The 24,421-nt window shown below is 38.6% G+C and carries 20 protein-coding genes; 4 read left to right on the top strand and 16 right to left on the bottom strand.

Features of this window, described 5'->3' with window-relative positions; translation table 11 throughout:
- The first annotated feature begins 120 nt into the window (after positions 1–120).
- Positions 121–354: a hypothetical protein gene (locus DYH63_RS02805; protein WP_116787351.1), complete on the top strand. Its 234-nt coding sequence runs from the start codon at positions 121–123 to the stop codon at positions 352–354.
- Between the two features lie 93 nt (positions 355–447).
- Here DYH63_RS02805 and DYH63_RS02810 read toward each other — a convergent pair whose 3' ends face one another.
- The 3 genes from DYH63_RS02810 to clpB form a co-directional block, all read right to left on the bottom strand.
- Positions 448–3,516, bottom strand: coding sequence for a choice-of-anchor tandem repeat GloVer-containing protein (locus tag DYH63_RS02810; protein ID WP_116787352.1), 3,069 nt, complete (start codon positions 3,514–3,516; stop codon positions 448–450).
- Positions 3,517–3,616: 100 nt separating this feature from the next.
- Positions 3,617–6,031 carry a T9SS type A sorting domain-containing protein gene (locus DYH63_RS02815; RefSeq protein ID WP_116787353.1) on the bottom strand — a complete coding sequence of 805 codons (2,415 nt, stop codon included), beginning with the start codon at positions 6,029–6,031 and terminating at the stop codon, positions 3,617–3,619.
- 89 nt (positions 6,032–6,120) lie between these two features.
- Positions 6,121–8,730: an ATP-dependent chaperone ClpB gene (clpB, locus tag DYH63_RS02820; protein ID WP_116787354.1), complete on the bottom strand. Its 2,610-nt coding sequence runs from the start codon at positions 8,728–8,730 to the stop codon at positions 6,121–6,123.
- Positions 8,731–8,796: 66 nt separating this feature from the next.
- Between clpB and ytxJ the strand changes: the two genes are divergently transcribed.
- Positions 8,797–9,252 (top strand): bacillithiol system redox-active protein YtxJ, encoded by a 456-nt coding sequence (gene ytxJ, locus DYH63_RS02825; protein WP_369692816.1) that lies wholly within the window; start codon positions 8,797–8,799, stop codon positions 9,250–9,252.
- Between the two features lie 209 nt (positions 9,253–9,461).
- Here the strand turns inward: ytxJ and DYH63_RS02830 are convergent, their stop codons facing one another.
- Both DYH63_RS02830 and DYH63_RS02835 read right to left on the bottom strand, forming a co-directional pair.
- Positions 9,462–10,574, bottom strand: a complete 1,113-nt coding sequence (locus DYH63_RS02830; RefSeq protein ID WP_116787355.1) for an endonuclease — start codon at positions 10,572–10,574, stop codon at positions 9,462–9,464.
- 75 nt (positions 10,575–10,649) lie between these two features.
- Complete coding sequence (locus DYH63_RS02835) at positions 10,650–11,867, bottom strand: RsmB/NOP family class I SAM-dependent RNA methyltransferase (protein ID WP_116787356.1); 1,218 nt, start codon at positions 11,865–11,867, stop codon at positions 10,650–10,652.
- 79 nt (positions 11,868–11,946) lie between these two features.
- Between DYH63_RS02835 and DYH63_RS02840 the strand changes: the two genes are divergently transcribed.
- Complete coding sequence (locus DYH63_RS02840) at positions 11,947–12,540, top strand: XAC2610-related protein (RefSeq protein WP_116787357.1); 594 nt, start codon at positions 11,947–11,949, stop codon at positions 12,538–12,540.
- Positions 12,541–12,555: 15 nt separating this feature from the next.
- On the opposite strand, the gene DYH63_RS02845 is transcribed toward DYH63_RS02840, so the two are convergent.
- The 11 genes from DYH63_RS02845 to DYH63_RS02895 all read right to left on the bottom strand — a co-directional run bounded on the left by DYH63_RS02845 (position 12,556) and on the right by DYH63_RS02895 (position 23,695).
- Positions 12,556–13,452, bottom strand: a complete 897-nt coding sequence (locus DYH63_RS02845) for a bestrophin family protein (protein ID WP_116787358.1) — start codon at positions 13,450–13,452, stop codon at positions 12,556–12,558.
- An 87-nt stretch (positions 13,453–13,539) separates the two neighbouring features.
- On the bottom strand, positions 13,540–14,409 hold the full coding sequence (locus tag DYH63_RS02850) for a carboxypeptidase-like regulatory domain-containing protein (RefSeq protein ID WP_116787359.1): 870 nt from the start codon (positions 14,407–14,409) through the stop codon (positions 13,540–13,542).
- Between the two features lie 84 nt (positions 14,410–14,493).
- Entirely contained in the window at positions 14,494–16,044 is a 1,551-nt protein-coding gene (locus tag DYH63_RS02855; protein WP_116787360.1) for a serine hydrolase, read from the bottom strand.
- A 73-nt stretch (positions 16,045–16,117) separates the two neighbouring features.
- On the bottom strand, positions 16,118–16,612 hold the full coding sequence (locus DYH63_RS02860) for a hypothetical protein (protein ID WP_116787361.1): 495 nt from the start codon (positions 16,610–16,612) through the stop codon (positions 16,118–16,120).
- A 73-nt stretch (positions 16,613–16,685) separates the two neighbouring features.
- Positions 16,686–18,302, bottom strand: coding sequence for a fibronectin type III domain-containing protein (locus tag DYH63_RS02865; protein WP_116787362.1), 1,617 nt, complete (start codon positions 18,300–18,302; stop codon positions 16,686–16,688).
- 214 nt (positions 18,303–18,516) lie between these two features.
- Positions 18,517–19,905 carry a dihydrolipoyl dehydrogenase gene (lpdA, locus tag DYH63_RS02870; protein ID WP_116787363.1) on the bottom strand — a complete coding sequence of 463 codons (1,389 nt, stop codon included), beginning with the start codon at positions 19,903–19,905 and terminating at the stop codon, positions 18,517–18,519.
- 95 nt (positions 19,906–20,000) lie between these two features.
- Complete coding sequence (locus tag DYH63_RS02875) at positions 20,001–21,074, bottom strand: sensor histidine kinase (protein ID WP_116787364.1); 1,074 nt, start codon at positions 21,072–21,074, stop codon at positions 20,001–20,003.
- The gene (locus tag DYH63_RS02880) at positions 21,064–21,828 is read right to left on the bottom strand and encodes a response regulator (RefSeq protein ID WP_116787365.1); all 765 of its coding nucleotides are present in this window, start codon (positions 21,826–21,828) and stop codon (positions 21,064–21,066) included. Before DYH63_RS02880 ends, DYH63_RS02875 begins: the two co-directional genes overlap by 11 nt.
- Positions 21,829–21,985: 157 nt before the next feature.
- Complete coding sequence (locus DYH63_RS02885; protein ID WP_116787366.1) at positions 21,986–22,555, bottom strand: YceI family protein; 570 nt, start codon at positions 22,553–22,555, stop codon at positions 21,986–21,988.
- 33 nt (positions 22,556–22,588) lie between these two features.
- Positions 22,589–23,227 carry an NAD(P)H-dependent oxidoreductase gene (locus DYH63_RS02890; RefSeq protein WP_116787367.1) on the bottom strand — a complete coding sequence of 213 codons (639 nt, stop codon included), beginning with the start codon at positions 23,225–23,227 and terminating at the stop codon, positions 22,589–22,591.
- A 9-nt stretch (positions 23,228–23,236) separates the two neighbouring features.
- Entirely contained in the window at positions 23,237–23,695 is a 459-nt protein-coding gene (locus DYH63_RS02895; RefSeq protein WP_116787368.1) for a MarR family winged helix-turn-helix transcriptional regulator, read from the bottom strand.
- A gap of 189 nt (positions 23,696–23,884) precedes the next feature.
- Here DYH63_RS02895 and DYH63_RS02900 point away from each other — a divergent pair, with 189 nt between their 5' ends.
- A complete protein-coding gene (locus DYH63_RS02900; RefSeq protein WP_116787369.1) occupies positions 23,885–24,418 on the top strand; it encodes a TlpA disulfide reductase family protein in 534 nt (177 codons plus the stop codon).
- Positions 24,419–24,421 lie beyond the last annotated feature (3 nt).

The following is a 24,421-nucleotide window of genomic DNA, read 5'->3' on the forward strand; positions in this document are numbered from 1 at the left end:
TTACTTACTAATTATATCTTAAGCAAAAGTTATAGTGTTATAAAGTTCTATATACTAAGGTTTTATTTGCTGAAATTTGAGGTGTAATAACGACTGTTTATCTCATTAATACCTTATGCTATGAAACTACTTTACATTCTTCTGGCTTTGTTCATCACATCGGTTGGTGGATATTTTATAGTAAATAATTTTAGCTTTGACAGTAGTGCGTTTAGCAGTTTTCTGATCAATAGTTTATTTATCCTGATGATCCTGGGGCTTGTAGCGGCAAGTGTTGCAGTAATGTTTACTTTAAAGAAAAAGCAGCAGAACAGGAATGTAATGACAATAAGGCAATACTACGATTATAAATAATAAAGCGTTCGTTAAACAAACGGCTACGCTTTTAAGTGAAACGGGGCTATCTCTAAATTGAGTAGCCCCGTTTCTGTTTAAATACCGGATAAATTATCTTTTTATAAATTTTTCCCTTGTTATACCACCTTCGGTTTGTACTATTGCAAAATATACTCCTGTTTTTACAGATTCGAGGCTTATTTTCGCATTCCCGTAATTTCGTACAACCAACTGCCCCAGTGCATTAAAAACAGCTATTTGTTTTACGGTATTTGATGTAACAATTTCCAGCATATTTGTTTCATTGTTTACAAATAGAAAAGCGCTATTGGCATCATAGCCTTTAATGTCTAAGGATTGTACAGGAGAACAATCTGAAATTACTTCGCAGTCATTGAGTGTTATATTTACGGCATAGCTGCCTATAGCCTGGGCTATAAATACCTGCTGTGTAGCACCACTTATAGATAAACCTGTACCACAGTCAAACCATTGGTACTGCGCATTGGGCTGTTGTGCTACAAGGACTGCATTGTTAGCTACTACTAAAGAGCTTGGCTTACCGGTAATAGTCAATGTCATTGTAAAAGTTACCGTACCGCCATAGCCATCATTAGCAGTTACAGTAAGATTTGTAACGCCTGTCTGTGCATGTAGGGGGGTGTAGTTAAGTGTATAGTTGCCGTTATTTCCTGTTATGGCTATGTTCGCAACCGGTAACAATGTAGGTGTACTACTCGTAACAGTAAACTGTAGCACATCATTATCGGCATCTGTAATTTCAAAATCAAAATTATCTGCTGTGTTGCTGCAAGATGTAACCGCTTGTGGTACATTGCTTACAACAGGTTCCTGATTTGGTATTACTAATGTAAGTTGTGTAAACTTTGGATTTGCACCAAGCACGGGACCATTAATACCGTTAAAAAAAATTACATCAGTGATAGATGCTGTTGCAATGTCATATTCGAAAATACTGCCCATAACCGGCCCCCGTGCCTGCCCGTAACAAAGGCCATATAGTTTGTTATCATATAATGTTAAAGTACCCTGAGGCACAATATTATATCCCCATATGTTACTGGTGCCGGCGCTTAAAGCACCCATCATAATTTTAACATCAAAAGTATTAGTGGCAGGATCCCATTCAAACAGGCTTCCAAAACCCGTTTCGCCGCCTTTGCTTGTAAGCCCATAGAATTTTCCATTCGCCAGGGTTAGTGCTCCCGTGGGATATGTACCCTCAGCATCCGTAAAGATGTGCTTAAGGGTAACAGCATTAGTGGCAGGATCCCACTCAAAAATAGTACCTTTAAAAAGGTAGTTACCATTGCTTGATGTAATGCCATAGTATTTACCGTTATAATAAGCCAGGCTATTTGCTGCAGGTTCGCCCTGATACGTTTCAATAGATCCCTGCGATCCGTCGTTATTCAGTATCTGTATTTCAGTCGAGGTTTGCTCTCCGGCCGTATATTTATGTATTGCCCCACGCTGAGAATTTGCACCCCAGCCCAACGTGTACATATCGGCTGATTGTCCGTTGTTTACCAGCATACCATCGTTAAAACTTCCGCTGACCTTGGGTTCAAATATGTTAGTAGCGGCATCCCATTCAAAAATGCCTGTACCTGAATAAAATTGCTGGCTGTTGATTGGGGCATATGCTGTTTTACCATACAGTTTAGTGCCATTTGGCGTAAGGCCTATACCGCCATACCAACCTGTACTGGCATTAAAACGCACCTTAACGGCAAATTGCTGTGTGGTCATATCCCATTCAAAGATGTTGCCATGATGGTCATAATCGCCGGTGAATGTCATGCCATAGAGTTTACTGCCCACTTGTGTAAGGCTGCCCCGCGGTAACGATCCGTTTGTTGCACCAAAGTGTACCGATCGGGTATGGGTATGCGTAGTTGTGTTGAACTCAAACAATACACCTGAATTGCCCTGCCCGTAAGCTGAACTGGTGCCATAAAGTTTGTCGCCTATAACAATCATAGTAGCATAAGGCATAGCTACTTCTGTTACAATAACCTCGACACCGGGAGCGCAAACCGGATAATTTGCAGCTTCTTCAGTCGTGTTGTTAGTAGCAGGATCCCAACTAAAAATAGATCCTTTGCATACACCATTGCCATCGCTGGCAGCACTTGTTATAAGGTAAAAGATATTGTCTTTAAGGGTAAGAGAGCCCAACGGTTTTGTGGTGCGGTAATTTGTGCCGCTATAAGCCCCACCAAGGTCTTTCTTTTTTAAGTAGGCGTTGGTAGCAGGGTTCCATTCAAAAATAACCCCACCGGCATTACTGCCTCCAAGTGTGGTAACACCATAAAATTTGTTGTTATACAGCGTAAGATGCCCGTTAGGGTTTTCGCCATCAGCGCCGGTAAAGTCTTTCTTTTTGGTAAAAGTATCAGTAGCAGGATTCCACTCGTATATAACGCCTTTACCAGAAGTGCCGCCGGCACTCGTCATGCCGTATAATTTACTGTTGTAGGCTTCAAGCTTTGCTATAGGGACGCTACCATTGGTAGTTGTAAAATCATGCTTTTTTGTAAAGGTGTTTGTGGCAGGATCCCAGGTAAAAAGTACCCCGGAATTTGCGTTTCCCCCTGCTGTGGTAACACCATAGAATAAGCCATTGTATAAAGTAAGCGTGCCAATAGGATTGAAGCCGTTACTTCCGTCAAAGTCTATTTTTTTAGTGTAGACATTCGTTACAGGATCCCATTCATAGATCACACCACCGTTACCGGAGCCTCCCAGGTGTGTCATGCCATAAAATTTTCCATTGTGCAAAACTAAAGCACCACGGGCATCGGTTCCGTTTGCTGTTTCAAAACTATAGGGTTCGGTATAGGTATTTGTGGTAAGGTCCCATTCATAAATAACCCCTGCGTTGTTTGCTCCGCCCAGGGTAGTAGTGCCGTAAACCTTTCCGTTACCGCCATCAGTAACATCAGATTTAGATACTTTGCCATGAACTACTTCGTCAAATGAAAAGTCATGATGAAACGTATGGTCTTCGGGTGTGTAATGAAAAATGGTACCTACATTACCTGTGCCGCCCTTTTGAGTTAAGCCATATAACTGGGCAGTATGTTGTGCTGTTGTTTTTTGTAATGATAAGATTGTCAGGAGTAAAATAATTACAGAAAGTAATTTTATTTTCATAGCAGGTTTCTTGATTGATGTGTTTAAGAAACAGGCAGATGTTAAAATACCCTAAGTTGTAAAAAAAATGCCACTGCTTATGCAGAGGCATTTTTACAACTTATTTATTTAATTTTATAATCTTATCGGTGTATGTTTTTCCTTCTGTTTCTATACTAAAAAAATACATTCCATCTTTAAGATTGCTAAGATCAAAAGTGTTTTTAGTATGTTCTTTTTTTTCCAGTACAAGTTGTCCTAATTCATTATAAATTGAAATACTATATACACCAGGGATATTAATATTAATGACATCTGTAACAGGATTTGGATAAAATAAATGCTTATTGTTTAATGTTGGCTGTTCATCAAACAGTAACGTTTCGTTATAATAAATTACATTTCGTCCTACAAAATAAATTCCCGCCAGTATATCGCTTTTACCATCATTGTTAAGATCATTAAATTGTAAATCCATAGACTCTGCAGAATCATAAATTGTATCAATAATGTTTTTAGTATATGAGTTACCATTATTTAAAAAATAGGCTAAAACCTCATGAGCTGGGTTTTCTGTAGCATATATTCCAACAAAATCTTTATCACCATCATTGTCAATGTCTTTAAAAACAATTGCCTGCATTCTTTGGGTTTGGTTGATTACTTTTTTTACAGAAAAATTCAAGTTATTGTTTCTTAACCAGTAGATATTTGATGTGCCAGCCCAATAAGGTCCTCCGGAAACAATATCAAGCCATCCGTCATTATCAATATCTACTAATTCAATTAATCCCGCTACTGTTTCAGAATAAACATTATGTACATTAAAAACTCCTTGTCCATTATTTTCTAGCCACTGTATTGTAGATGTTTCGCTACTACTCACTGCCATATCAATATCACCATCATTATCAATATCACCACAGGCAATTTTATTAGGCACATAGTATATCTCCTGAAAATTAATTGTTGTAAGATTTTCAAACGTGAAATTACCTAAATTTTTAATAATGCCCATATGGTTAGCCCCAGACAAAATTAATACAATGTCTTTGTAGCCATCAGCATTAAAATCAGCAACTTTAATATCAGTTGTATTTGTTGAAATAGATAAGCTGTGTTGAAGTGTAAAAGTACCATCGCCCACATTTTGATATATTTCAAGTCTAGAATTTTTAACGCCAATAATATCAATAAACCCATCGTTATTTAAATCTGCAACTTCAATTAGATAGTTGTAAAGTATATCATTATATGGAGATATAAGTAGAGGGGATGAAAAAACGCCATTACCCTGATTTTTATTCCAGTATATAGATTTTGAGCCTGTTACAATATCATTTAATCCATCGTTATCAATATCTATGATCCTATTGTTAATAATTGCCCCGAAGTACATATTAAAAAGTATTTCGTTAAATGTACCATCCTCATTATGCTCAAAATATGATGCTTTTCGTTTTCCGTAGGAGCTGCTCGAGAAGGATGTAGCAATTATTTCTTTGGAGCCATCATCATTCAAATCTTCGATAATGAAGGAATTTACTAAACTAACATTATCAGTAATTTGCCTATAAACTTCAAAACCTGTATCAGCGTGCTTATACCATCCAATCTTACTATATGATGCTATGATTAAATCTTTTTGAGTATCTCCATCAATGTCATTTATTGCGATTGTTTCTACATCAAAAGGAGTTGTAAGTAATGTTTCAGATTGCTCAAAATATTCTCCACCGACATTTGTATGAACAGAAACACTATTATAAGATGCTGTAAGTAATTCATAATAGCCATCATTATTAATATCATAAAATTCTAATGCTGAGGAACCCCTTGTATATGCGATTTGGGTTCCATCATCAAATTCATTTCCTTCGTGGCGATATAATATAATTTCATTTCCCCGTCTGATGCCAAATAGGTCTTTATCGCCATCATTATCGATATCAAAAAGTTTAAAATTTTCAATGTAAGAATTGGATGCAATAGTCTGGCCAACTATAAAAGTATTATTAGCACTGTTTAAATATGTTACAATAGATATCCCATTTGAAGCAATAAGATCTATTGCTCCATCATTATTAATGTCTAGACTAATAATTGAATAAGCAAGAGGAAGAGTTGCAATTAGAATTTCTTCGGAAAATTCAAAATTACCCAAATTTTTGTACAATAATATTTTACCTGTTATCTGGCTGGAAACAACTATGTCTTCAAGGCCATCAGCGTTCATATCTGTTGCAAGTATTTTTTTTGGATATGCTATATTATCTACAACAACATGGGCCTGATCATATTTAATATTTCCATTTACATTTTTATAAAATACGAGCGAACTATTATCTGCACCTGATACTAAGATTACCTCAAGAAGCCCATCATTATTTAAATCGGCAGTAGTTAAAGCAGATTCTTGTGAAGGAAAATATGTTTTGCTGTCAGAGAATAAATGCTGATCCCCAAAATTTACTTGTGAATAAGCTAATTGGTTAAACAGCACAAATAATAGAAGAAGTAAATAATTTTTATTCATTTTTATGATTGGTTTGCGACAAAAATAAGCATATTAATTAAAAAGCCATCTGATAAAGATGGCTTTTTAATTAATATGTGAGAATTTGATTATTGCTTATTAACCAAATCCGTCTGGTTCCTGAAAACAAGCTGTCCGTCAAAACTATCCAGTAAGATGATGCTATCAGTCGTAACCCTGCCGCTTAGTATTTCCTTACTCAGCTGGTTCATTACCTCTTTCTGAATTACACGTTTTACAGGGCGTGCACCAAAATCCGGGTCAAAACCTTTTTTAGAAAGATAGGCAATGGCTTCGGGAGTGGCATCAAGCGTAATGTTTTGCTGTGCCAGCAGTTTAGTAACACTCTTAAGCTGTAACCCAACAATCTCACGAATGTTATCGGCACTAAGCGGCGTAAACATCACGATATCATCAATACGGTTAATAAACTCCGGCCTAACGGTTTGCTTTAATAAGCCGAGAACTTCGGTTTTTGCAACTTCAATAGCGGTGTCTACATCACCTTTAAAGTTCTCCAGTTTTTCCTGGATAATGTGGCTGCCTATATTGCTCGTCATGATAATGATCGTGTTCTTAAAGTCGGCTACACGGCCTTTATTATCCGTAAGGCGGCCTTCGTCAAGCACCTGAAGCAGTATGTTGAATGTATCAGGGTGGGCTTTCTCTATTTCGTCGAGTAGTACAACGCTGTAGGGTTTACGGCGCACGGCTTCGGTAAGCTGTCCACCCTCATCATAACCTACATATCCCGGAGGCGCACCCACAAGGCGGCTCACACTATGACGTTCCTGGTACTCGCTCATGTCAATGCGCGTCATCGCATTTTCATCATCAAACAGGTAAGAGGCAAGCGCTTTTGCAAGCTCTGTTTTACCCACACCCGTAGTGCCCAGAAACAGGAATGAACCTATTGGCTTCTTCTGGTCCTGAAGCCCTGCACGGCTACGGCGCACAGCATCGCTTACAGCCTCTATGGCTTCTTCCTGGCCTACCACACGTTTGTGCAGTTCGTCTTCCAGCTTAAGGAGTTTTTCGCGTTCACTTTGCAGCATTTTGGTAACCGGTATACCGGTCCATTTGGCTACAACTTCGGCAATGTCCTCATGGGTTACTTCTTCTTTAATAAGAGTCTGGCCTTTTTGGGTTTCTTGAAGTTGTTTTTCAAGTACTACCAGTTGCTCTTCGGCATCTTTTATCTTACCGTAGCGCAGTTCTGCTACCTTACCATAATTACCTTCGCGCTCTGCTTTTTCTGCTTCCAGCTTAAAGTTCTCGATGTCTGTTTTCGCGGCCTGAATGCCATCTACAACATCCTTTTCACTTTTCCAGCGGGCATATATTTCGTTACGTTCTTCTTTAATATTAGCCAGTTCCAGCCCTAACGATTTTAGCTTGCTTTCATCATTTTCACGCTTAATGGCTTCTATCTCAATTTCAAGCTGCATTATCTTACGGTCCAGTACATCCAGCTCTTCCGGTTTCGAGTTGATCTCCATGCGCAGTTTAGCCGCTGCTTCGTCCATAAGGTCAATCGCCTTATCAGGAAGAAAACGGTTAGTAATGTACCTTTGGCTCAGCTCTACGGCTGCTATAATGGCATCGTCTTTAATACGCACCTGGTGGTGGGCTTCATATTTTTCTTTAATACCACGAAGTATGGATATGGCACTTTCGGTATCAGGCTCATCAACCATCACCTTTTGGAAACGCCTTTCAAGCGCCTTATCTTTCTCAAAATATTTCTGGTACTCATCAAGCGTGGTTGCACCTATAGCACGCAGCTCTCCACGGGCCAGGGCAGGCTTAAGGATGTTTGCAGCATCCATGGCGCCATCGCCACCGCCGGCACCCACAAGGGTATGTATCTCGTCTATAAATAGTACAATATCGCCTTCGGCAGCAGTAACTTCTTTCACTACCGATTTTAAGCGTTCTTCAAACTCACCTTTATATTTTGCACCTGCTATCAGCGCCCCCATATCCAGCGAGAATACAATTTTGTTCTTAAGATTTTCCGGTACGTCTCCCTGAATGATGCGGTGCGCAAGCCCTTCGGCAATGGCGGTTTTACCCACGCCCGGTTCGCCTACAAGCATAGGGTTATTCTTGGTACGGCGGCTTAAGATTTGCAATACACGGCGAATTTCTTCGTCGCGGCCTATAACCGGGTCAAGCTTACCATCGTTAGCCAGCTGGTTAAGGTTTTTTGCGTATTTGTTAAGTGAATTATACGTTTCTTCGGCACTTGCGCTGGTTACCCTTTCGCCTTTGCGCAGTTCGTCAATGGCGGCTTTAAGTGCTTTCTCTGTTACGCCTTGGTCTTTTAATATCTGGGCTACCTTACTGCGCGATGCAAAAATGGCAAGCAGCAAATGCTCAATGCTTACAAACTCATCATTCATTTTGCGGGCAATATTGCTTGCTTCATTCAGTGCGTTAGACGCATCGCGGGAAATGCCCATTTCGCCGCCCTGCACTTTAGGAAAGCTTTGTAGTGTGGCATCAAGCACCTGGTTAAACAGGGGCAGGTTAACATTTAGTTTTTTTAGCAGGAACGGGGTCACATTTTCATCCACCTCAAGTATGGCTTTTACAATGTGTTCGTTCTCTATCTGCTGGTGGCCATAGCTTTGGGCTATCTGCTGTGCCCGCTGTATGGCTTCTTGTGATTTTATAGTAAAATTGGCAAAGTTCATATCGTAAATTGATTAAATTTGATATGTAGTATTCAACAAATATTCCAATACGTAAAATCTGACGAAATGACCGCTAAAGATGAGAATAATACATCTGATGCAGACAAATTGTCTCAAAATATCAAAAATATGGGCTTTTTAGATAAGATGTTCGGTAATTCTGACAGTAAAGATACAACAGATAATGGTGTTAACTGGACAGCATTAACACAACTACAACAGTTGGATACCCTTGTTGAGGAATCTGCACAAACTCCGATTATCATTTTTAAGCACAGCACCCGTTGCCCGGTAAGCCGTATGGCCTTAAAAAGTTTTGAAAATGAGTATGGCATAGAAGAGGGGAGTGCTAAACCGTACTTTCTTGACCTGATAGCCCACCGTGACGTGAGTAATGAAATAGCCAGCCGCTTTAATGTGGTACACCAAAGTCCGCAGGTGCTGGTTATTAAAAACGGGCAATCTGTTTATGATGAATCGCACGATGGTATTGATGCGGGAGTTGTAAAGGGGAAGGTGTAGTGTTACTCTTTTAACTCAACTTTTTCTATTTCAGTTTTTACAAGCTTCCATTTGCCATTTTCGTCTTTAATATTTATCAATAATAAAGTTAGTTACCTCTGTACTAATTCTTTCTATTAGTATGATATAAAGTGTAATAGCCGGTTAATATACGGGTATAAAAAAACCTCCGCAAAACGGAGGTCTTAATGAATATATATTTTCAGGATTTAGTTTACTACAATTTTCTTAGTAGTAGCCTGGTTGCCCGATGTCATTTTTATAAAGTAAAAGCCGGTAGGTAGTTGTGCTACTGTATAAACATTAGCATTGCCCTGCGGTTTGCTTATTTGCTGTACCAGTTGACCGTTAATGCTTATAACCTGTATGTTATCCAGTGGAGTTTCACTGTAGATGTTTACAAGATGGTCAGTAACCGGGTTAGGGTAAACAGAAAGGGTAGTAGTAAAATTATCTTCTACGGCTGCTACCGTACCCCAAACTGCTGCTACATATTCCGGGTGATCAATGTATGGGTTACGATTGCGCTGACGCCCGTATATGGCATTGTTACGGTCTATTTCTCTCTGGCTTACAGGATCCTGTGCGCTCCAGGTAAGCAGTATGTTTAAGAAAGTAGGCGAGAAGGCATGGTTCTCGGTACCGTCAAACATGGCTTTAGATTGTGTAGACGATACATTTACTGCATTGTAAAAGCCTGCAAGCTGGCCTTCATATCGGGTTGCGAAATAAAAGAACATACGTGCTACATCGCCTTTAAACTCATCTATTGGTTCAAATACGATACCTCCATAACCTGCAGAATAGCCTGAGTTACGGTTTCCGCCTTTTTTAGATCCGTTAGTTGTAGTAAGTGTTGCAGAGGCTACCACCCCAAAAGGGTAGTTACCGCGCTGGCCGTTTACATATTTATCTGTAGGCAGGATATAGTGTGCATCTGCATACATTGGTAATGCTGAGGCAAAATATGACTGTGGTATAATGTGCTCACGGTTATATTTCTGGCCTTCCTGTGTACCACCACTACCATCATCCTGCTGTCCGCCGCCGTAAAAATATTCGTAAGCATCAGGGCCTTCCGGTTTCTCTGAATAAATATCTAACAGCGAATTGTCGTTTTCATAATACTTATCCCTGTCAGAAAGTTCAAAAGTGGCATAAAGGCCTGAATAACCGCGGTCTGTATGGCCATCTATAATATTATGCAGCTGCGTTTTAAGCGTGTAGCCCGTTCCGGTAGCGCTGTTGTAATATCCTGACGGAATTTGTGCAAGCGCACCAAGTGTGGCAAGCGCAGAAAAAAGAGTAAAGATTTTTTTCATTCTAAAAAAATTAGCGCACAAAGATAAGTACTTTACCCTTGTGCGCTACATATTTAACATCAATATGATGCAATGTTATTTTTTTCGTTCCATAAGCGCCATATAAAAGCCGTCAAAACCACTCTCTGAGGCTAAAACCTTTTGGTCTTTTATAAACGTAAATTCTTTACCTATCTCGGTTTCATCAAGAAAACGCTTTACCTGTTCCTGGTTTTCGCTAGGTAATACACTACAGGTAGCATATACCAGTTTACCGCCCGGTTTTACTATTTTACTATAGTTTTCAAGTACTTCTGCCTGCGTTTTTTTAATATTGTCTATAAACTCAGGTTGCAGTTTCCACTTACTGTCAGGGTTACGCTTAAGTACGCCCAGTCCGCTGCATGGCGCATCTATAAGTACACGGTCTGCCTTTTCGTGCAGTTTTTTAATAACCTTAGTACTGTCTATAATACGGTATTCAATATTAAAGGCACTATCGCGCTTGGCACGTATCTTTAGCTGCTTTAGCTTGCTTTCATACAAATCCATCGCTATAAGCTGGCCTTTGTTTTGCATAAGGGCAGCCATGTGCAGGGTTTTACCACCGGCACCGGCACAGGTATCTACTACGCGCATACCCGGCTCCACTTCAAGAAAGCGGGCCACAAGTTGGGACGATGCATCCTGAACCTCAAAAAGGCCTTCTTTAAACATATCAGTAAGGAATACGTTTGCACGCTCCTTAAGTACAAGCGCATCCGGATACTCAGGTAGGATAATGGTTTCAATGTTAGCATCCATCAACAGGGCACGCAGTTTTTCGCGTGTGGTCTTAAGGGTGTTAACACGTAGTATTACTTTAGCCTGCTCGTTTTGTGCGGCAAGCTCTTTGCTCCATTTTTCTTCGCCAAGCTCTTTTACACCAAGCTCATCCATCCAGTCTGGAATGGCCTCTCGGTATTTACGAATTTTACTCAATTCGTCAAAACGCCCCTTAATGCGGCGTATCGGGGTTTCTTCAAAATACTTCCAGTCCGGTAACTGAATGCCACGTAATACTGCCCATACGGCAAAAATGCGCCACAGGTTATCGCGGTCATAAGGTTCTTTAACTTCGGCTATTTCTACATAAAGGCGTTTCCAACGCACAATTTCGTAAATTGTTTCGGCTACAAACTTGCGGTCTGCACTGCCCCAGCGCTTGTCTTTTTTAAGCGCGCGCGCCACTACCTTATCGGCATATTCTCCATCATTAAAAATAAAGCCCAGTGAATCGATCACTGTAAAGCATAAATTTCTGTGTAATCTCATTTCAAAAATTTGAACTGCAAAGGTATTATTTTTTAGCAGAATTGCGTTTATATTTACATACCACCTGACATTGTGTTTTATGAAAATTTTTTCGCTGTTATTTATAAGTTTATTTTCAATACTGGTACATGGACAAGATTGTACATACAGCAAAATTTCTAAGCAGTACAACTTTAAAGTTCATATAAAATCTGTTCCCCAAAAAGGTGATGCTGATTCTGTATTTGTATCTGTAAGAATTTTTAATAAGGGAGAAATGTTATTACAAAAAATAGAATTTAGCAGCAATCTTTTTCTTTTGCCATTGACTGATTGTAACGACTACAGGTCATATACCACAGGTGTAAATAAGAATCGTAAAGTTTTAGATTGGGATTATGGCGACATCATTACAGCCGATTTTAATTTTGATGGGCTTGAAGATATTGCTGTTAAAAGGGAACAGGGTGGCAATAGCGGGCCAAAGTATTATTTCTATGTTAATACTAAAGATGGTGTTTTTAAGCGGGATAAGTTTTTAAGTGGTATTGGCTATTTTCCTGCTGAATTTGTAGCCATACAAAAGAAGCTCATATTTAGAATACGGGCTAATTCTAATGAAACAGAGATAATTACCAGCCAGTATAATGCTGCTTTACAAAAATGGAAAGTGCTTAACAAGGTTGTCAAGTAATTTGCTTTCAAAGTTTTACAAACTATAAAAACTATCCCTTTCTAATGGCTTAGGTACGCACTTTTCGCCCAGCATCTGGCGGATGTTAATTTCGATATTGCGTGCTATGGTAGTCATATTTGTATCGCTGGGACGATTGCGAAACGGATCCTGCATATGGTAGGCCGTTTTTTCGAGCAGAAAAAATACCATAGATACCACTAACAGCAGCGGTATCTCATATACCAGCTTTACATTGTTTAACCCTATAGAAAGTATAACCACAAACAGGTAAATGGTAAAATGCAGGTACAGGCGATAGGTAGTAGGGAAGACTGTGTTGTTAATGCGCTCTGCCATACCCATGTTATCTGAAAAGCGGATAAAGATGTTGTTAAACTGCACATGTGTAAAATCTGATATTTCGCCCTGTTTGTGCAATTCGCTTATCTGCTTTACATTTTGCTGGAGTATGCCCAATACTTTATTTGTATGGATATCCAGTTGGGCAATATCCTCAGGGCTAAGCAAATTTTCGCAATCTTCAAGTGGTGCAAGGCCACGCAATGAACGCCCTAACACATAGTTCCATGCTATCTGGCGGTAGGCCATGGTTTTTATTTGAGGCTTTAGTGCCGGGTTATGTAAAAAGGCCTGCATTTGCAGCACATAACTGCGTGAGTCGTTTACAATGGCACCCCATATCTTGCGGGCTTCCCACCAGCGGTCGTAGCTTTGGCTCATTTTAAAGGAAAGCAGCACCGATATTGCTGTTCCTAAAAAGGTAGCTATGGTAAGTGGCATTTCGGGCAGATAAGGATCAAGCGACTCTGTAGTGTAGTGGATAATAAAACCCAGTACACATACAAACAGCATTTCATATTTTATCTTACCAAAGACGTAAGCAAAAGGTGGGACTTTATCTACCAGCATATAGCGTGTTTAATTTCTTATAAAGTTACACAACTGGTTATTTGATTTTACAGACGGGAGAAATTTTTACAATAAATTTCACACAGGTTAGTTGGTAATTAAAAGTTCTGCATCAATAGTATATCCATCATCTAAACCAATATTCCACTTACCTCTTGAATATCTTGCATCGTTATAATCGGTATTTGTTTTTAAAGTTCTGGCAATTGAGGGATTGTAAGCGGTAATATGTTCTGTCTTATATGGTTTGCTAATATCTGTAACACGCTTTTCAGTAAACTGGTTTTCGTCAATAATTAACCACTCAAAAATTACATAAACGCCTTGCGGTGGCATTACTACATTAAATTGTGAAATGTCAATTTCAGTATGTTTCAGGCCTTTCTCAACAGGGCATACAAGATTTTTGTTGAAGATATATTTTCCGGGAAGGCCAGAGGAATCAATACTCATCAGTCGGATATTCATTACCGATTTTTGTTGCCTGCTATCACTCAAAAAAGAAATTTTCCGGATAAAAAAATTATCGTACTGATTGTCATTTAACACAAATTTTTTGCCAATCATCCAGGGTGTAGACCTACAGCCAAAGTAATGATTAATGTTGTTAGTTATAAGCTTCCCTAATTTTTTTTCATGGTAAGTAGTTTTTTTAAGTACTAATTCCTGTAGTTCAATAGCCATTTCATTTAACAATATAACTGATGGCATTTCTTTAATTTTAATCTTTAAAGGCTTATATCCAATAGCAGAAAATACAAGAAACTCTTCGCTGTTACTATCAGGAATTGAAAATTTTCCGTTCTCATCTGCGGTGGTTCCTTCAGTTTTTTCTGAGAATGTTATATTTACATACGGAACAGGCTCTCTGGTGTTTTCGTCTTTAACAGTGAATATTTGTTGAGCAGAAGTAAAGCATGTAAGCCATAAGGCTATTAAGGTAAGGAATGATTTCATTTTCAGGTTGGTTTATTCAAATATATAAAAAAATCCATCCCGGTAATTCGGAATGGATTTACATTTTATTGAGATAGAAGCATATTACTTCTTGCTTTCCACCCTTTTAAAATCAAGATCCTGAAAATCGAAGCTAAAATCAGTTTCTTCGCTTATAGGTTTAAGTTTAATGCCAATGGCTTTTCCTTCTTCATCAAGAGAGAACATAGCAAAGGCATCGGCAGGCATGTCCTGATATTCCCATTTAATGGCGAAGGTATTAGCTTTGTACAATTGCATAGGCCCGTTAAGCTTTGGCGAACGCAGCGACTTAAACCATAGCTGCTTACCTTTCATAAATATTTCAGCTTTACCAAACCACGGATCTTCATATATACCTATATAATCGGCTGCGTTTACTTTTGTTTTGGCGCTGGCTTTTACCGTTTTCCAAATTTTATCTACGGCTTCGTTGTTGCCACTTTCCCTTTGTTTTAAAGCAGCTTCATATTTAGCTGCCCATTTAAAATCGTCCAGTCCCATATAGCTATCCAGTAGGGTATTGGTAATGGCGCTGAATGCCCCGTATCCGCCATCGGCAGTATTGGTAAGTACTACAATACCCAGGTTAAGATCAGGTACTATGGTGGTAATGCTCAGCATACCCGGAAGTCCGCCTGTGTGCTGCACTACCATATTACCTTTCATATCGCTAAGCTGCCAGCCCAGCCCATAACCGCTAAAGTGGGTGTTGTAGCGTGGGTTGCCGCTGCGGTCTGTTACCGTGTGTATTGTCCACATGGTTTGGCTGCTTTGCGGGCTAAAAAGGGTTTTATCTTTTTTATCGCCATACTTGCCTTTGTTTAGCTGTACCAGTAGCCACTGCGTCAAATCGCTAACGTTAGCCAGTATGCCGCCGGCAGCGCCGTTCATCATGTCTTCAAACTGCGGAATTTCTTTTAATGTGCCATGGGTATCGGCGTGCGGGGTTGCAAGGCTACTTTTATCGGCCAGCATAGCAAAAGAAGGGGAGGTATTACCCATGCCAAGCGGAATAAAAATGCGTGCCTGCACAAACTGCTCCCACGTTTGGCCTGTTGCCCTTTTAATAACTTCTCCGGCAACTACATACAACAGGTTGTCATAATCAAACTTGGTGCGGAATGCCGACTGCGGCTTTTGATACTGGAAAGTGTTTAGCAAATCAGTAATGGTAAAGTCGCCACCGGCAGGGAAGAAGATAAGGTCGCCCGCGCCAAGGCCAAGGCCGCTACGGTGGGTAAGGAGGTCTTCTATGGTAAAGTTCTCGGTAACATAGTCGTTATACATTTTAAACTCCGGAATGTATTTTTTAACCTTATCTGTCCAGGCCATTTTGCCTTCGTCTACCAGTATGGCGAGTGCCGCACAGGTAAAAGCCTTGCTGTTAGATGCTATGGCAAAGTTGGTTTTGTCGGTTACCGGCTCTTTAGTACTAATCGATTTTACACCATAACCTTTGCTGTGTATTATTTTACCGTCTTTTACAATAGCCACGGCACAGCCTGCCGTATTAAAGCGTTTAAGGGCATCGTTTGTAAGGCTGTCAATTTGTGTAGTTGATAGTTGCGCAAATGCACCCTGGCATAGCAGGAGCATGAGTAGTAATTTTTTCATTAGGATGATGTAGTAATTATTGGTTTCCTTACAAAAGTAGCGATTGTACCAATAAAGCAACGCAGTGCCTTAGTTAAAACCTGAAATAATCACGCTGCGCATCGGTAAGGCCGTAAAGGTGAATATCTGCACTATGGTTTTTTAGGGAAGATTCGCCGTATTCAATATAAACCGATTTACTAAACGAATCGGGATTTATCTTTTTGATATCCGGTAAAATTTTTGATGCCAAAAACTCTGAATATCCCGTAATGTTTTTTGTAATAAGTAATGGCCTGCGTGCTACTTTCATTCCAAATATTGGTAAATAGGTAGCGATAAATACTGCATCGGGCAAGATGTATACGTCGCATCTTTTAAAGTGCGATTGCTCTGCATCTTTGCTTCTTTTTCCTGAAACCAGGCTTTCTGCTTTAATATCGTTTATGGTTTCTATAATCCTCCCTTTAAATAAAGACAGTATTTGTGCAGTAAGGCGCTTTTGCTCCTGGCCACGGCCATAGGTTATAAAGAACACGCCGCCGAAAAGGATTAGTATATATATTGGGGCTATAAAGGCTGGGTTCATAGTATAAAATTACAAAAAAATCCGCCCTGAAAGTATCAGGACGGATTGATGTTTTATGTATAGGTATTAAAACTTAGGGTAAAATATATTTCATAAAATAAGTAGTTTCAGGATTATCAGTAAAATGGTCGTCTATTGATATAGTAACTATTATTGTATGGTCATCTGTAAAGATGAAATGCTTTGTATCGGGGTCGTTAAACGGGCCGTAGCTTAATATTGTATTCAGGCTATTATAGTTATATACGTTTGAGTCACTTGAAAGATAAATATTGCCTGGGCTGCAAGCTAACATTTTTGACGGAAATTCCCTAATTAGGTTTAAAGTTGCAGTTAGCTGGTAATTTTCCCAAAAAACAGAGTTTTTGTCAGGTGATAATAACACAAATGGTGAAGGGTATGTAATGCCTGGCCAATTTGTTGGAAACATAACATTATCAAATACAAGCGTAGTTCCTGTAAAATTTGCTGTTCTTATGACGCCGTCGCTGGTGTTACTTTCGCCGAGATAGACTTTATTGTTAATGCTATTATATTCAATATCACCATGGCTATTTGTAATGAATGATGTACAAGCACCTGTATTTTTATTTACTAAATACATCTCAGTATTTCCAGATGTAGGGGGTTGCTTATGGCATATTAGGAAATCAGTGTTCGTGTCTTCAACTTTATGAAACCCCCAGCCATTTGTGCTAGTGTTTATTTGTGTAGTCGTAAACGTATTTAAGTTAAGTACAGTAATTTTATCAATATGTTTCTGTGTAAGGTACATCGTGTTTCCGTCGGATGAAATAGATGCGTCATTATATACCTCAGATTGTAAAATTGTATTTTCTATTTGCATATTGTCTGGATTTAATATAGCGATGCCCAATATGGTGGTTCCCCCGCTAGACCCAGGTGAAAGTAGTGAGTAAATCCTATTTCGATAAGAATCGTAAATTGTTTTAGTTACATAATATGGCATTTCTAAGGCGGGGTGTCCAGAACACTCTGTAATTGTGCTTCCATAAATAAATGCAGAAGGAGTAGAGGTATTTACTACTACCTGATATGAATACTTTTTAGCGACAAAATCAATTTCACTATCTATGAAATTAGTTTGGTCTATATTAAAAATCTCACCAACCGGTTCGAAATTGCCACGGTATATTTTGTACGATACGAAATCAGAACCTTCATATTTGTTCCAATCAAGTTTTATATTATTTCCTTGTCCTTCAGCGTTGAGTTTAATTATGTTAGATACAATCAAAGAATCTTTTTTTACAGTTTCAGGGAAACCATTTAGATATGCTTCAAGTTTAACGGTGTGCATCCCTTTACTCAGCAGCCCAAGATAATTAGTATTATAAGAACCATCAGGAGTTCCTTCAGATAATATGCCATCTATATTACTACTCCATTTTACAATAAAATCATTATTGGTGACTTGCTGACTTCCTGATGTTATAAGGATTTTACCTTTGATGTCTTTTTGCTGTGCTGGGTCTTCAAAAATTCCGTAAGAGCCATAATTTGCATAAGAGTAATCTCTATTTTGATTAGGAACATTTATGGTTACATTGAATTGAACCTGTGGTACCTCAGGTTGTGGTTCTGTCGAAGATGAACTATCATCGCTACATGAAGTAATAAGTAATGATAAAACTACTAGCAGGATGATTTTTTTGAAAAAATATTTCATGATTGACTTTGGTTGATTTTTGGCAAATGTATAAACATTTAAAAAAAAAATCATAAAAAATCCGCCCTGAAAGTATCAGGACGGATTAGTATTTTGGATTGTTAGAATTTTAGATTTTAAAGAAAGAAATCAAGGAGATTTCTCAACTCCGCTGAGCTAGTTTCGAAATGGAACAACTGATTGCAGTTCAATCTTTTAATCCTTCAATCTTAAATTATATGTGTATTACCTCGTCATACGCAGCAGCGGCAGCTTCCATAATAGCTTCGCTCATTGTTGGGTGTGGGTGAACCGACTTGATGATCTCGTGGCCTGTAGTCTCCAGCCTGCGGGCTACAACAGCCTCAGCAATCATATCGGTAACGCCGGCGCCTATCATGTGGCAGCCCAGCCATTCGCCGTACTTAGCGTCGAAGATAACTTTTACAAAACCATCTGAAGCACCAGAAGCTTTAGCTTTACCAGAAGCTGAGAACGGGAATTTACCCACTTTAATCTCATAACCTTGTTCTAAAGCTGCTTTCTCTGTTAAGCCTACCGAAGCAATTTCCGGCGTAGCATAAGTACAGCCCGGTATGTTACCATAATCAAGCGGTTCTACATGCAGGCCTGCAAGTTTCTCAACACAAAGGATACCCTCTGCAGATGCTACGTGTGCAAGCGCCTGACCCGGAACGATATCGCCAATGGCGTAGTAACCCGGTATATTAGTCTGGTAGTATTTGTTTACAAGCACCTTATCACGGTCTGTAGCAATACCCACCTCTTCAAGGCCTATGTTCTCGATGTTAGATTTGATACCCACAGCAGAAAGCAGGATGTCTGCCTCAAGGGTAATTTCGCCATTAGCCGTTTTTACGGTAGCTTTAACGCCCTCGCCTGTAGTATCAACTTTTTCTACAGAAGCGTTTGTCATAACCTCGATGCCTGCTTTTTTAAGCGAACGCTCAAATTGCTTAGATACATCTATATCTTCTACAGGAACCACGTTTGGCATAAACTCTACAATGGTAACTTTAGTGCCCATAGAATTGTAGAAATGTGCAAACTCTACGCCTATGGCGCCAGAGCCTACCACGATCATGCTTTTTGGCTGCTCAGGCAATACCATAGCCTGGCGGTAGCCTATAACTTTTTTACCATCCTGTGGCAGGTTAGGCAACTCGCGGCTGCGTGCACCTGTAGCAATGATAATGTTATCTGCGCTTAGTTCGGTTACGTTTCCGTCTTTATCGGTAACGTCAATTTTTTTGCCCGGCTTTACTTTACCGGTTCCGAATATAACTTCGATCTTGTTCTTTTTCATAAGGAACTGAACACCTTTGCTCATACCCTCTGCAACGTTACGGCTGCGGGCTACAACGGCACCAAAATCCTTGTCAAACTCTTTTATGGTTAGGCCATAGTCTGAGGCATGTTTCAGGTAATCAAATACCTGTGCACTTTTTAAAAGCGCTTTTGTAGGGATACAACCCCAGTTAAGGCAGATGCCGCCCAGGTTTTCCTTTTCTACAATGGCTACCTTAAAGCCCAGTTGCGATGCCCTGATGGCGGTAACATATCCGCCGGGACCGCTGCCTAAAACAATGATATCGTATTTCATTAGCTTGTAATATTTCGCGTTAAGATTAATGCGGTACGAAATTAAGGATTAATTTAGAATTAGGGAAATGTTTTGGAGATTGAAAAATTGAAAGATTAGTCCTGTAACAATGGTAACTCAAATGTAAATATGTTTAACCCAATAAGTTTATTTTCTTTAACGTCCTTAAAGTAATTAAGTTTACTATCGTGAGCCAATAAAATTTGTTGAGCTATGTATAATCCCATTCCTATCCCTTCCTTTGAAAATTCCTCGCCAAATGGATCTCTAAAAAATTTTTCAAATATTTTATTTTCATTTTCATCTGAAACTATTGGTCCAATATTTTTAATTATTACCCTTACATTATTGCCTGATTGTTCAAATTTAATTTCAATTGTTGAATTTGGAACGGAATATTTGAGGGCGTTATCCAATAAAATTAATGGAATGAATTCAATCGATTCGTAACAATATGAATTATCAATCCATGTTTCTCGGCTTACTTCTATATTTATATCCCTTTTTTTAGTTGAAAGATGATTAAAAAGCTTTGTGATTTTTTCAAATAATTGAAAAATATTAATATTTCTTTTTGACCCAAAAATTATACTTTTTGGGTTTATAATAACATCAACCATTCTTAGTTGTGAAGTAATAAGTTCTAATGAATTGTATAAATCCTTGTAGGAACGGTCACTACCTTCAATTTTTTCTAAAAATGTATTTCCAGGAAGCTTATTTATAATATCCTGTGTACAAGAGAAAAAGATTGTCATGGATGTTTTAAAATCATGAAACATTGAAAAGTTTTTTTCAATTGTTTCGTTTACTCTTTTTTCAATATAGTTTTCAATTCTACTAAGTTTTTCAGTATGTTCAACTAATTTTTTTCTCTCGATAATATAGTCTCTACGCACATCTTTTCTGCCTTGTGGCACATCTTTATTATCATTATAGATTAAGCCATTGTATATAACCTTTGTATCACCAATTTCATGTAAATAATTGTTGTATCCTTTTGAACAGATATAATCTTTATTGTAATAAGAGTCAAAAAGATTTAAGCAATCCTTTTCTTTGCATCTCTCACTGCACGTTTTATTCTGCGCTAAACTTATCGAATCATGAAATTCATTATTTAAAATAAAAGGTAAATTAGAGATACCTGATAATAACTCAACGTCCATTTTTATAAAACTTTAAAATTGTTTGACTTAAGCTAGTGATTTCTTGAATTAGCGTGTGGTCCGTATGGTTTAAAAACTTTAGAGTAGAATTCCAGTCAGGATCTGAGTTTCTCTTAATTGCTTTAGCAATTTCATTATTAATATTTTTTGTGTTTTTAGCATCGATATGATGATCGTGTAGTTTCTTATTTAACGCACTAATATATCGACTAGGTTTAAATTGAGTCGTGATTAAATTATCTAAAGTTGATTTAATACGCAGAAAATCACTGGGTTTTGTTATATTATCATCTGCCATTTGAAAAAATTGCACTTTGCTTAAATCATAGCTATGTTGAGAGTATGAAATAATTATTTGAGAAGAATTTTTTTTCTTAAGTTCCACAAGAACTCCTAATCCATCATCGTCAGATATATGTTGTGCAACTCCTTTAATGTCAAGTACTATTATATCGAAATACCCTGACTCCAACTTCCCGTAGTCTTTTACAGTATCCCATTTAGTAATGTTGTAACCCTCATTTGTGAATAGTTCTATTGGGAAACTATTTTCGTCATCAATAACAACGATTCTTGTCCTTCTCTTTTGTTCGTGAAATTCACTATTAAAATTGAAAGTATTTAAGTCAATTCTATTTTCATACCATAGAAAATTTTTTTGGCTACCAGTAAAATGATTATAGCATTTTGTGGCAGTAAAATTTATGAGAGAACCGCCAACTGTAGCTGCCGTTCCAAATAATAACTCTTCCATAAAGTTGAGTGATTTAATTAAAAATTGGTTGATAATATCAAAATTAACATATTTTTATCAAATGTATGGTGAAATATTTTCAAATGTTATTCAGTTATAACCACAAAAAAACCGCTTCTCAATGAGAAGCGGCCTTTCAATTTAAACCCTATATTATTTAGTAAACTACTTTTACAGTAAGTTCAAACTCATCATAAACAGCTTTGTCGCCAATGCCTTCGAAGAAGTTTTTAGAACCAAAAGTAATTCCGTATTTAGTCCTGTCTACGTTAAATGCAGTAGCAGCAGCATTTTTACCTGTAGTAAGGTCAAAAGTTACAGGAGCTGTTTTGCCTTTAATAGTAAGGTCAGCTGTAACTGTGTAAACGTTTTTAGATTTTTCTTTAACTGAAGTAAACACTAAAGTAGAAGTAGCAAATTTATCAGTACCAAAGAAATCGTCAGCTTTAAGGTGGCCTTCAAGTTTCTCTTTACCTTCACCTGCTTTAAGGTCAGTAGCAGTAATAGAAGTCATGTCGATAGTAAAAGTACCGCCGGTAAGTTTACCACCTTTCCATACAAGGCTACCATCTTTAAAGTTTACAGTACCATTGTGAGAACCTGTTACTTTTTTACCAACCCATGCAATGCTACTTTTAGCGGCATCGATTTTTTTAGTTTGTGCTGTAGCCGTAAGTGTTGTAAGCGCTACTACGAAAGCAATTGCAATTGTTTTTAGATTTTTCATCTGTCGTTAAATTTAAATTAAGGTATTTATTAATTAAAGTGTTATAAATAATTCTTCTTTTGGTTTGCGCACCTTTTTAAGGTGTTGCATCGCATCTTCATCATGGCGGTAACCCACGGCAGCAATAACGGCGGCGTTAAGGCCTTTTTCGTTAAGTCCCAGCAGTTCGTTTACTTTAGCCGGATCAAAACCTTCCATAGCGGTAGTATCTATTTTAAGCAGGGCAGCGCTGTTAACCAGTGTGCTCAGGGCTATGTAAGCCTGCTTGGCTGTCCAGATATTTTTTTGCTCTTCGGTAAGGCCTGCAAGGTAACCCTTAATGTAATCGCCAAAACCGGCAACTTCCTCTTTAGTTAAGCTACGCTGTATGCTAATGTTGTTTGTGTATTTCTCTACATGGTCAGGACCTACGTTAAGCTCATTGGCAAACACAAAAATGTGCGATGCAGCAGTAACAATGTTCTTGTTGTTTCCGCCTACGGCTTCTATAAGCTGGTCTTTAACTTCCTGACTTTCGATAACAAATATCTTATAAGGCTGTAACCCTACAGACGATACGCTAAGGCGCACAGCATCTTTAAGCAGTTCAATTTCTTCCGCAGAAACTTTTTTTGTGTTGTCGTATTTTTTTACGGCATAGCGCCAGTTAAGGCTGTCTATATAATTTTTCATGGTATTATATTAGGGTTCAATGGTCCTGAATTTTTCCAGCAGGTAAATAAGCTGTTCCAGTTCAGGATGGTTAAGGTTATGTGCAAATTTCATTTCAGATTCATCTACAATCGGGTCAAGCTCACTCAGTAAATTCAAGCCTTTTTCGGTAATGCTTATTTCCATCTTACGGCGGTTGTCTGGGCATACCTCACGCTTAACGTAGCCTTTTAGCAACAGTTTATCTACCAGTCGGGTAGTGTTGCTGGTCTTGGCTATCATGCGTTCCTGTATTACGCACATATTGGCAGGTTTGCCTTTTTGTCCGCGGAGTATGCGCAGTACATTAAACTGCTCCGGAGATAGCTCGTACGACTTCATTACATCACTTACCTGTTCGCCTACCAGTTGGGAGGTGTACATCAGGTTCATTATAACCTGCTTGGCCAGCGTCATATTCGGACTTTTTATGATATCCTCTATTTTCATCAGTTCGCAGTTATTTGTAATTGTAACAATTGTAAATACAATATTTGTATATACAAATGTAGTCTAAACAAGTATTACGTCAATATGTTTTGTTGTTAATTTTTTGTTAACAGTGTTAACGCCCCTTTTTATGCCTCGGTTTTAGGTAATTTTATAGAATCAACACCGGGCGTTTGCCTAAGATTACTTATGAAAAAATTACTACTGGCCATTCCGGCCGCGCTTACAATCCTTGCTCTTACTGCGTTTACATTGCAAAAGGGTCAGGGAGAACCCAAACCCACTACCGTTTACACCAATGGTAAAACTACCGTTAAGGCCTACGAGTGGGAGGGACTCAGTTACTTCCTCAATCAAAAGAACGATACTACTTATGTGGTAAACTTTTGGGCTACATGGTGCGTGCCCTGCGTACAGGAGCTGCCCCAATTTGAACAGCTTAACGAAAAGTACAAGGATAAAAAGGTAAAAGTGATACTCGTAAGCCTTGATATGCCCAAGATGGCCGAAAGCCGCCTGTTGCCATTTATCGAAAAGAAGAAGCTTAAAAGCAAAGTAATATTAATGCGTGACCCCGACCAAAATGCCTGGCTGCCCAAGATTGATAAGGACTGGAGTGGCGCCATACCGGCTACCGTGATATATAACAAGGGCAAGCGTAAGTTTTACGAACGCTCTTTTACACTGGCTGAACTTGAAACCGAATTAAATACTTTTAAATAACAA

It is taken from the genome of Flavobacterium psychrotrophum (genome assembly GCF_003403075.1).
GTDB classification, from domain to species: domain Bacteria; phylum Bacteroidota; class Bacteroidia; order Flavobacteriales; family Flavobacteriaceae; genus Flavobacterium; species Flavobacterium psychrotrophum.

What these genes read in the sequence shown, in the direction of transcription:
- DYH63_RS02875 (WP_116787364.1), bottom strand. Translation starts at nt 21,074, where the DNA reads ATGGACGTTGAGTTATTATCAGGTATCTCTAATTTACCTTTTATTTTA.
- DYH63_RS02850 (WP_116787359.1), bottom strand. Translation starts at nt 14,409, where the DNA reads ATGAAATCATTCCTTACCTTAATAGCCTTATGGCTTACATGCTTTACT.
- DYH63_RS02880 (WP_116787365.1), bottom strand. Translation starts at nt 21,828, where the DNA reads ATGGAAGAGTTATTATTTGGAACGGCAGCTACAGTTGGCGGTTCTCTC.
- DYH63_RS02865 (WP_116787362.1), bottom strand. Translation starts at nt 18,302, where the DNA reads ATGAAATATTTTTTCAAAAAAATCATCCTGCTAGTAGTTTTATCATTA.
- ytxJ (WP_369692816.1), top strand. Translation starts at nt 8,797, where the DNA reads ATGACCGCTAAAGATGAGAATAATACATCTGATGCAGACAAATTGTCT.
- DYH63_RS02810 (WP_116787352.1), bottom strand. Translation starts at nt 3,516, where the DNA reads ATGAAAATAAAATTACTTTCTGTAATTATTTTACTCCTGACAATCTTA.
- DYH63_RS02885 (WP_116787366.1), bottom strand. Translation starts at nt 22,555, where the DNA reads ATGAAAAATCTAAAAACAATTGCAATTGCTTTCGTAGTAGCGCTTACA.
- DYH63_RS02860 (WP_116787361.1), bottom strand. Translation starts at nt 16,612, where the DNA reads ATGAACCCAGCCTTTATAGCCCCAATATATATACTAATCCTTTTCGGC.
- DYH63_RS02890 (WP_116787367.1), bottom strand. Translation starts at nt 23,227, where the DNA reads ATGAAAAATTATATAGACAGCCTTAACTGGCGCTATGCCGTAAAAAAA.
- DYH63_RS02835 (WP_116787356.1), bottom strand. Translation starts at nt 11,867, where the DNA reads ATGAGATTACACAGAAATTTATGCTTTACAGTGATCGATTCACTGGGC.
- DYH63_RS02840 (WP_116787357.1), top strand. Translation starts at nt 11,947, where the DNA reads ATGAAAATTTTTTCGCTGTTATTTATAAGTTTATTTTCAATACTGGTA.
- DYH63_RS02815 (WP_116787353.1), bottom strand. Translation starts at nt 6,031, where the DNA reads ATGAATAAAAATTATTTACTTCTTCTATTATTTGTGCTGTTTAACCAA.
- lpdA (WP_116787363.1), bottom strand. Translation starts at nt 19,905, where the DNA reads ATGAAATACGATATCATTGTTTTAGGCAGCGGTCCCGGCGGATATGTT.
- DYH63_RS02845 (WP_116787358.1), bottom strand. Translation starts at nt 13,452, where the DNA reads ATGCTGGTAGATAAAGTCCCACCTTTTGCTTACGTCTTTGGTAAGATA.
- DYH63_RS02830 (WP_116787355.1), bottom strand. Translation starts at nt 10,574, where the DNA reads ATGAAAAAAATCTTTACTCTTTTTTCTGCGCTTGCCACACTTGGTGCG.
- DYH63_RS02805 (WP_116787351.1), top strand. Translation starts at nt 121, where the DNA reads ATGAAACTACTTTACATTCTTCTGGCTTTGTTCATCACATCGGTTGGT.
- DYH63_RS02895 (WP_116787368.1), bottom strand. Translation starts at nt 23,695, where the DNA reads ATGAAAATAGAGGATATCATAAAAAGTCCGAATATGACGCTGGCCAAG.
- DYH63_RS02855 (WP_116787360.1), bottom strand. Translation starts at nt 16,044, where the DNA reads ATGAAAAAATTACTACTCATGCTCCTGCTATGCCAGGGTGCATTTGCG.
- DYH63_RS02900 (WP_116787369.1), top strand. Translation starts at nt 23,885, where the DNA reads ATGAAAAAATTACTACTGGCCATTCCGGCCGCGCTTACAATCCTTGCT.
- clpB (WP_116787354.1), bottom strand. Translation starts at nt 8,730, where the DNA reads ATGAACTTTGCCAATTTTACTATAAAATCACAAGAAGCCATACAGCGG.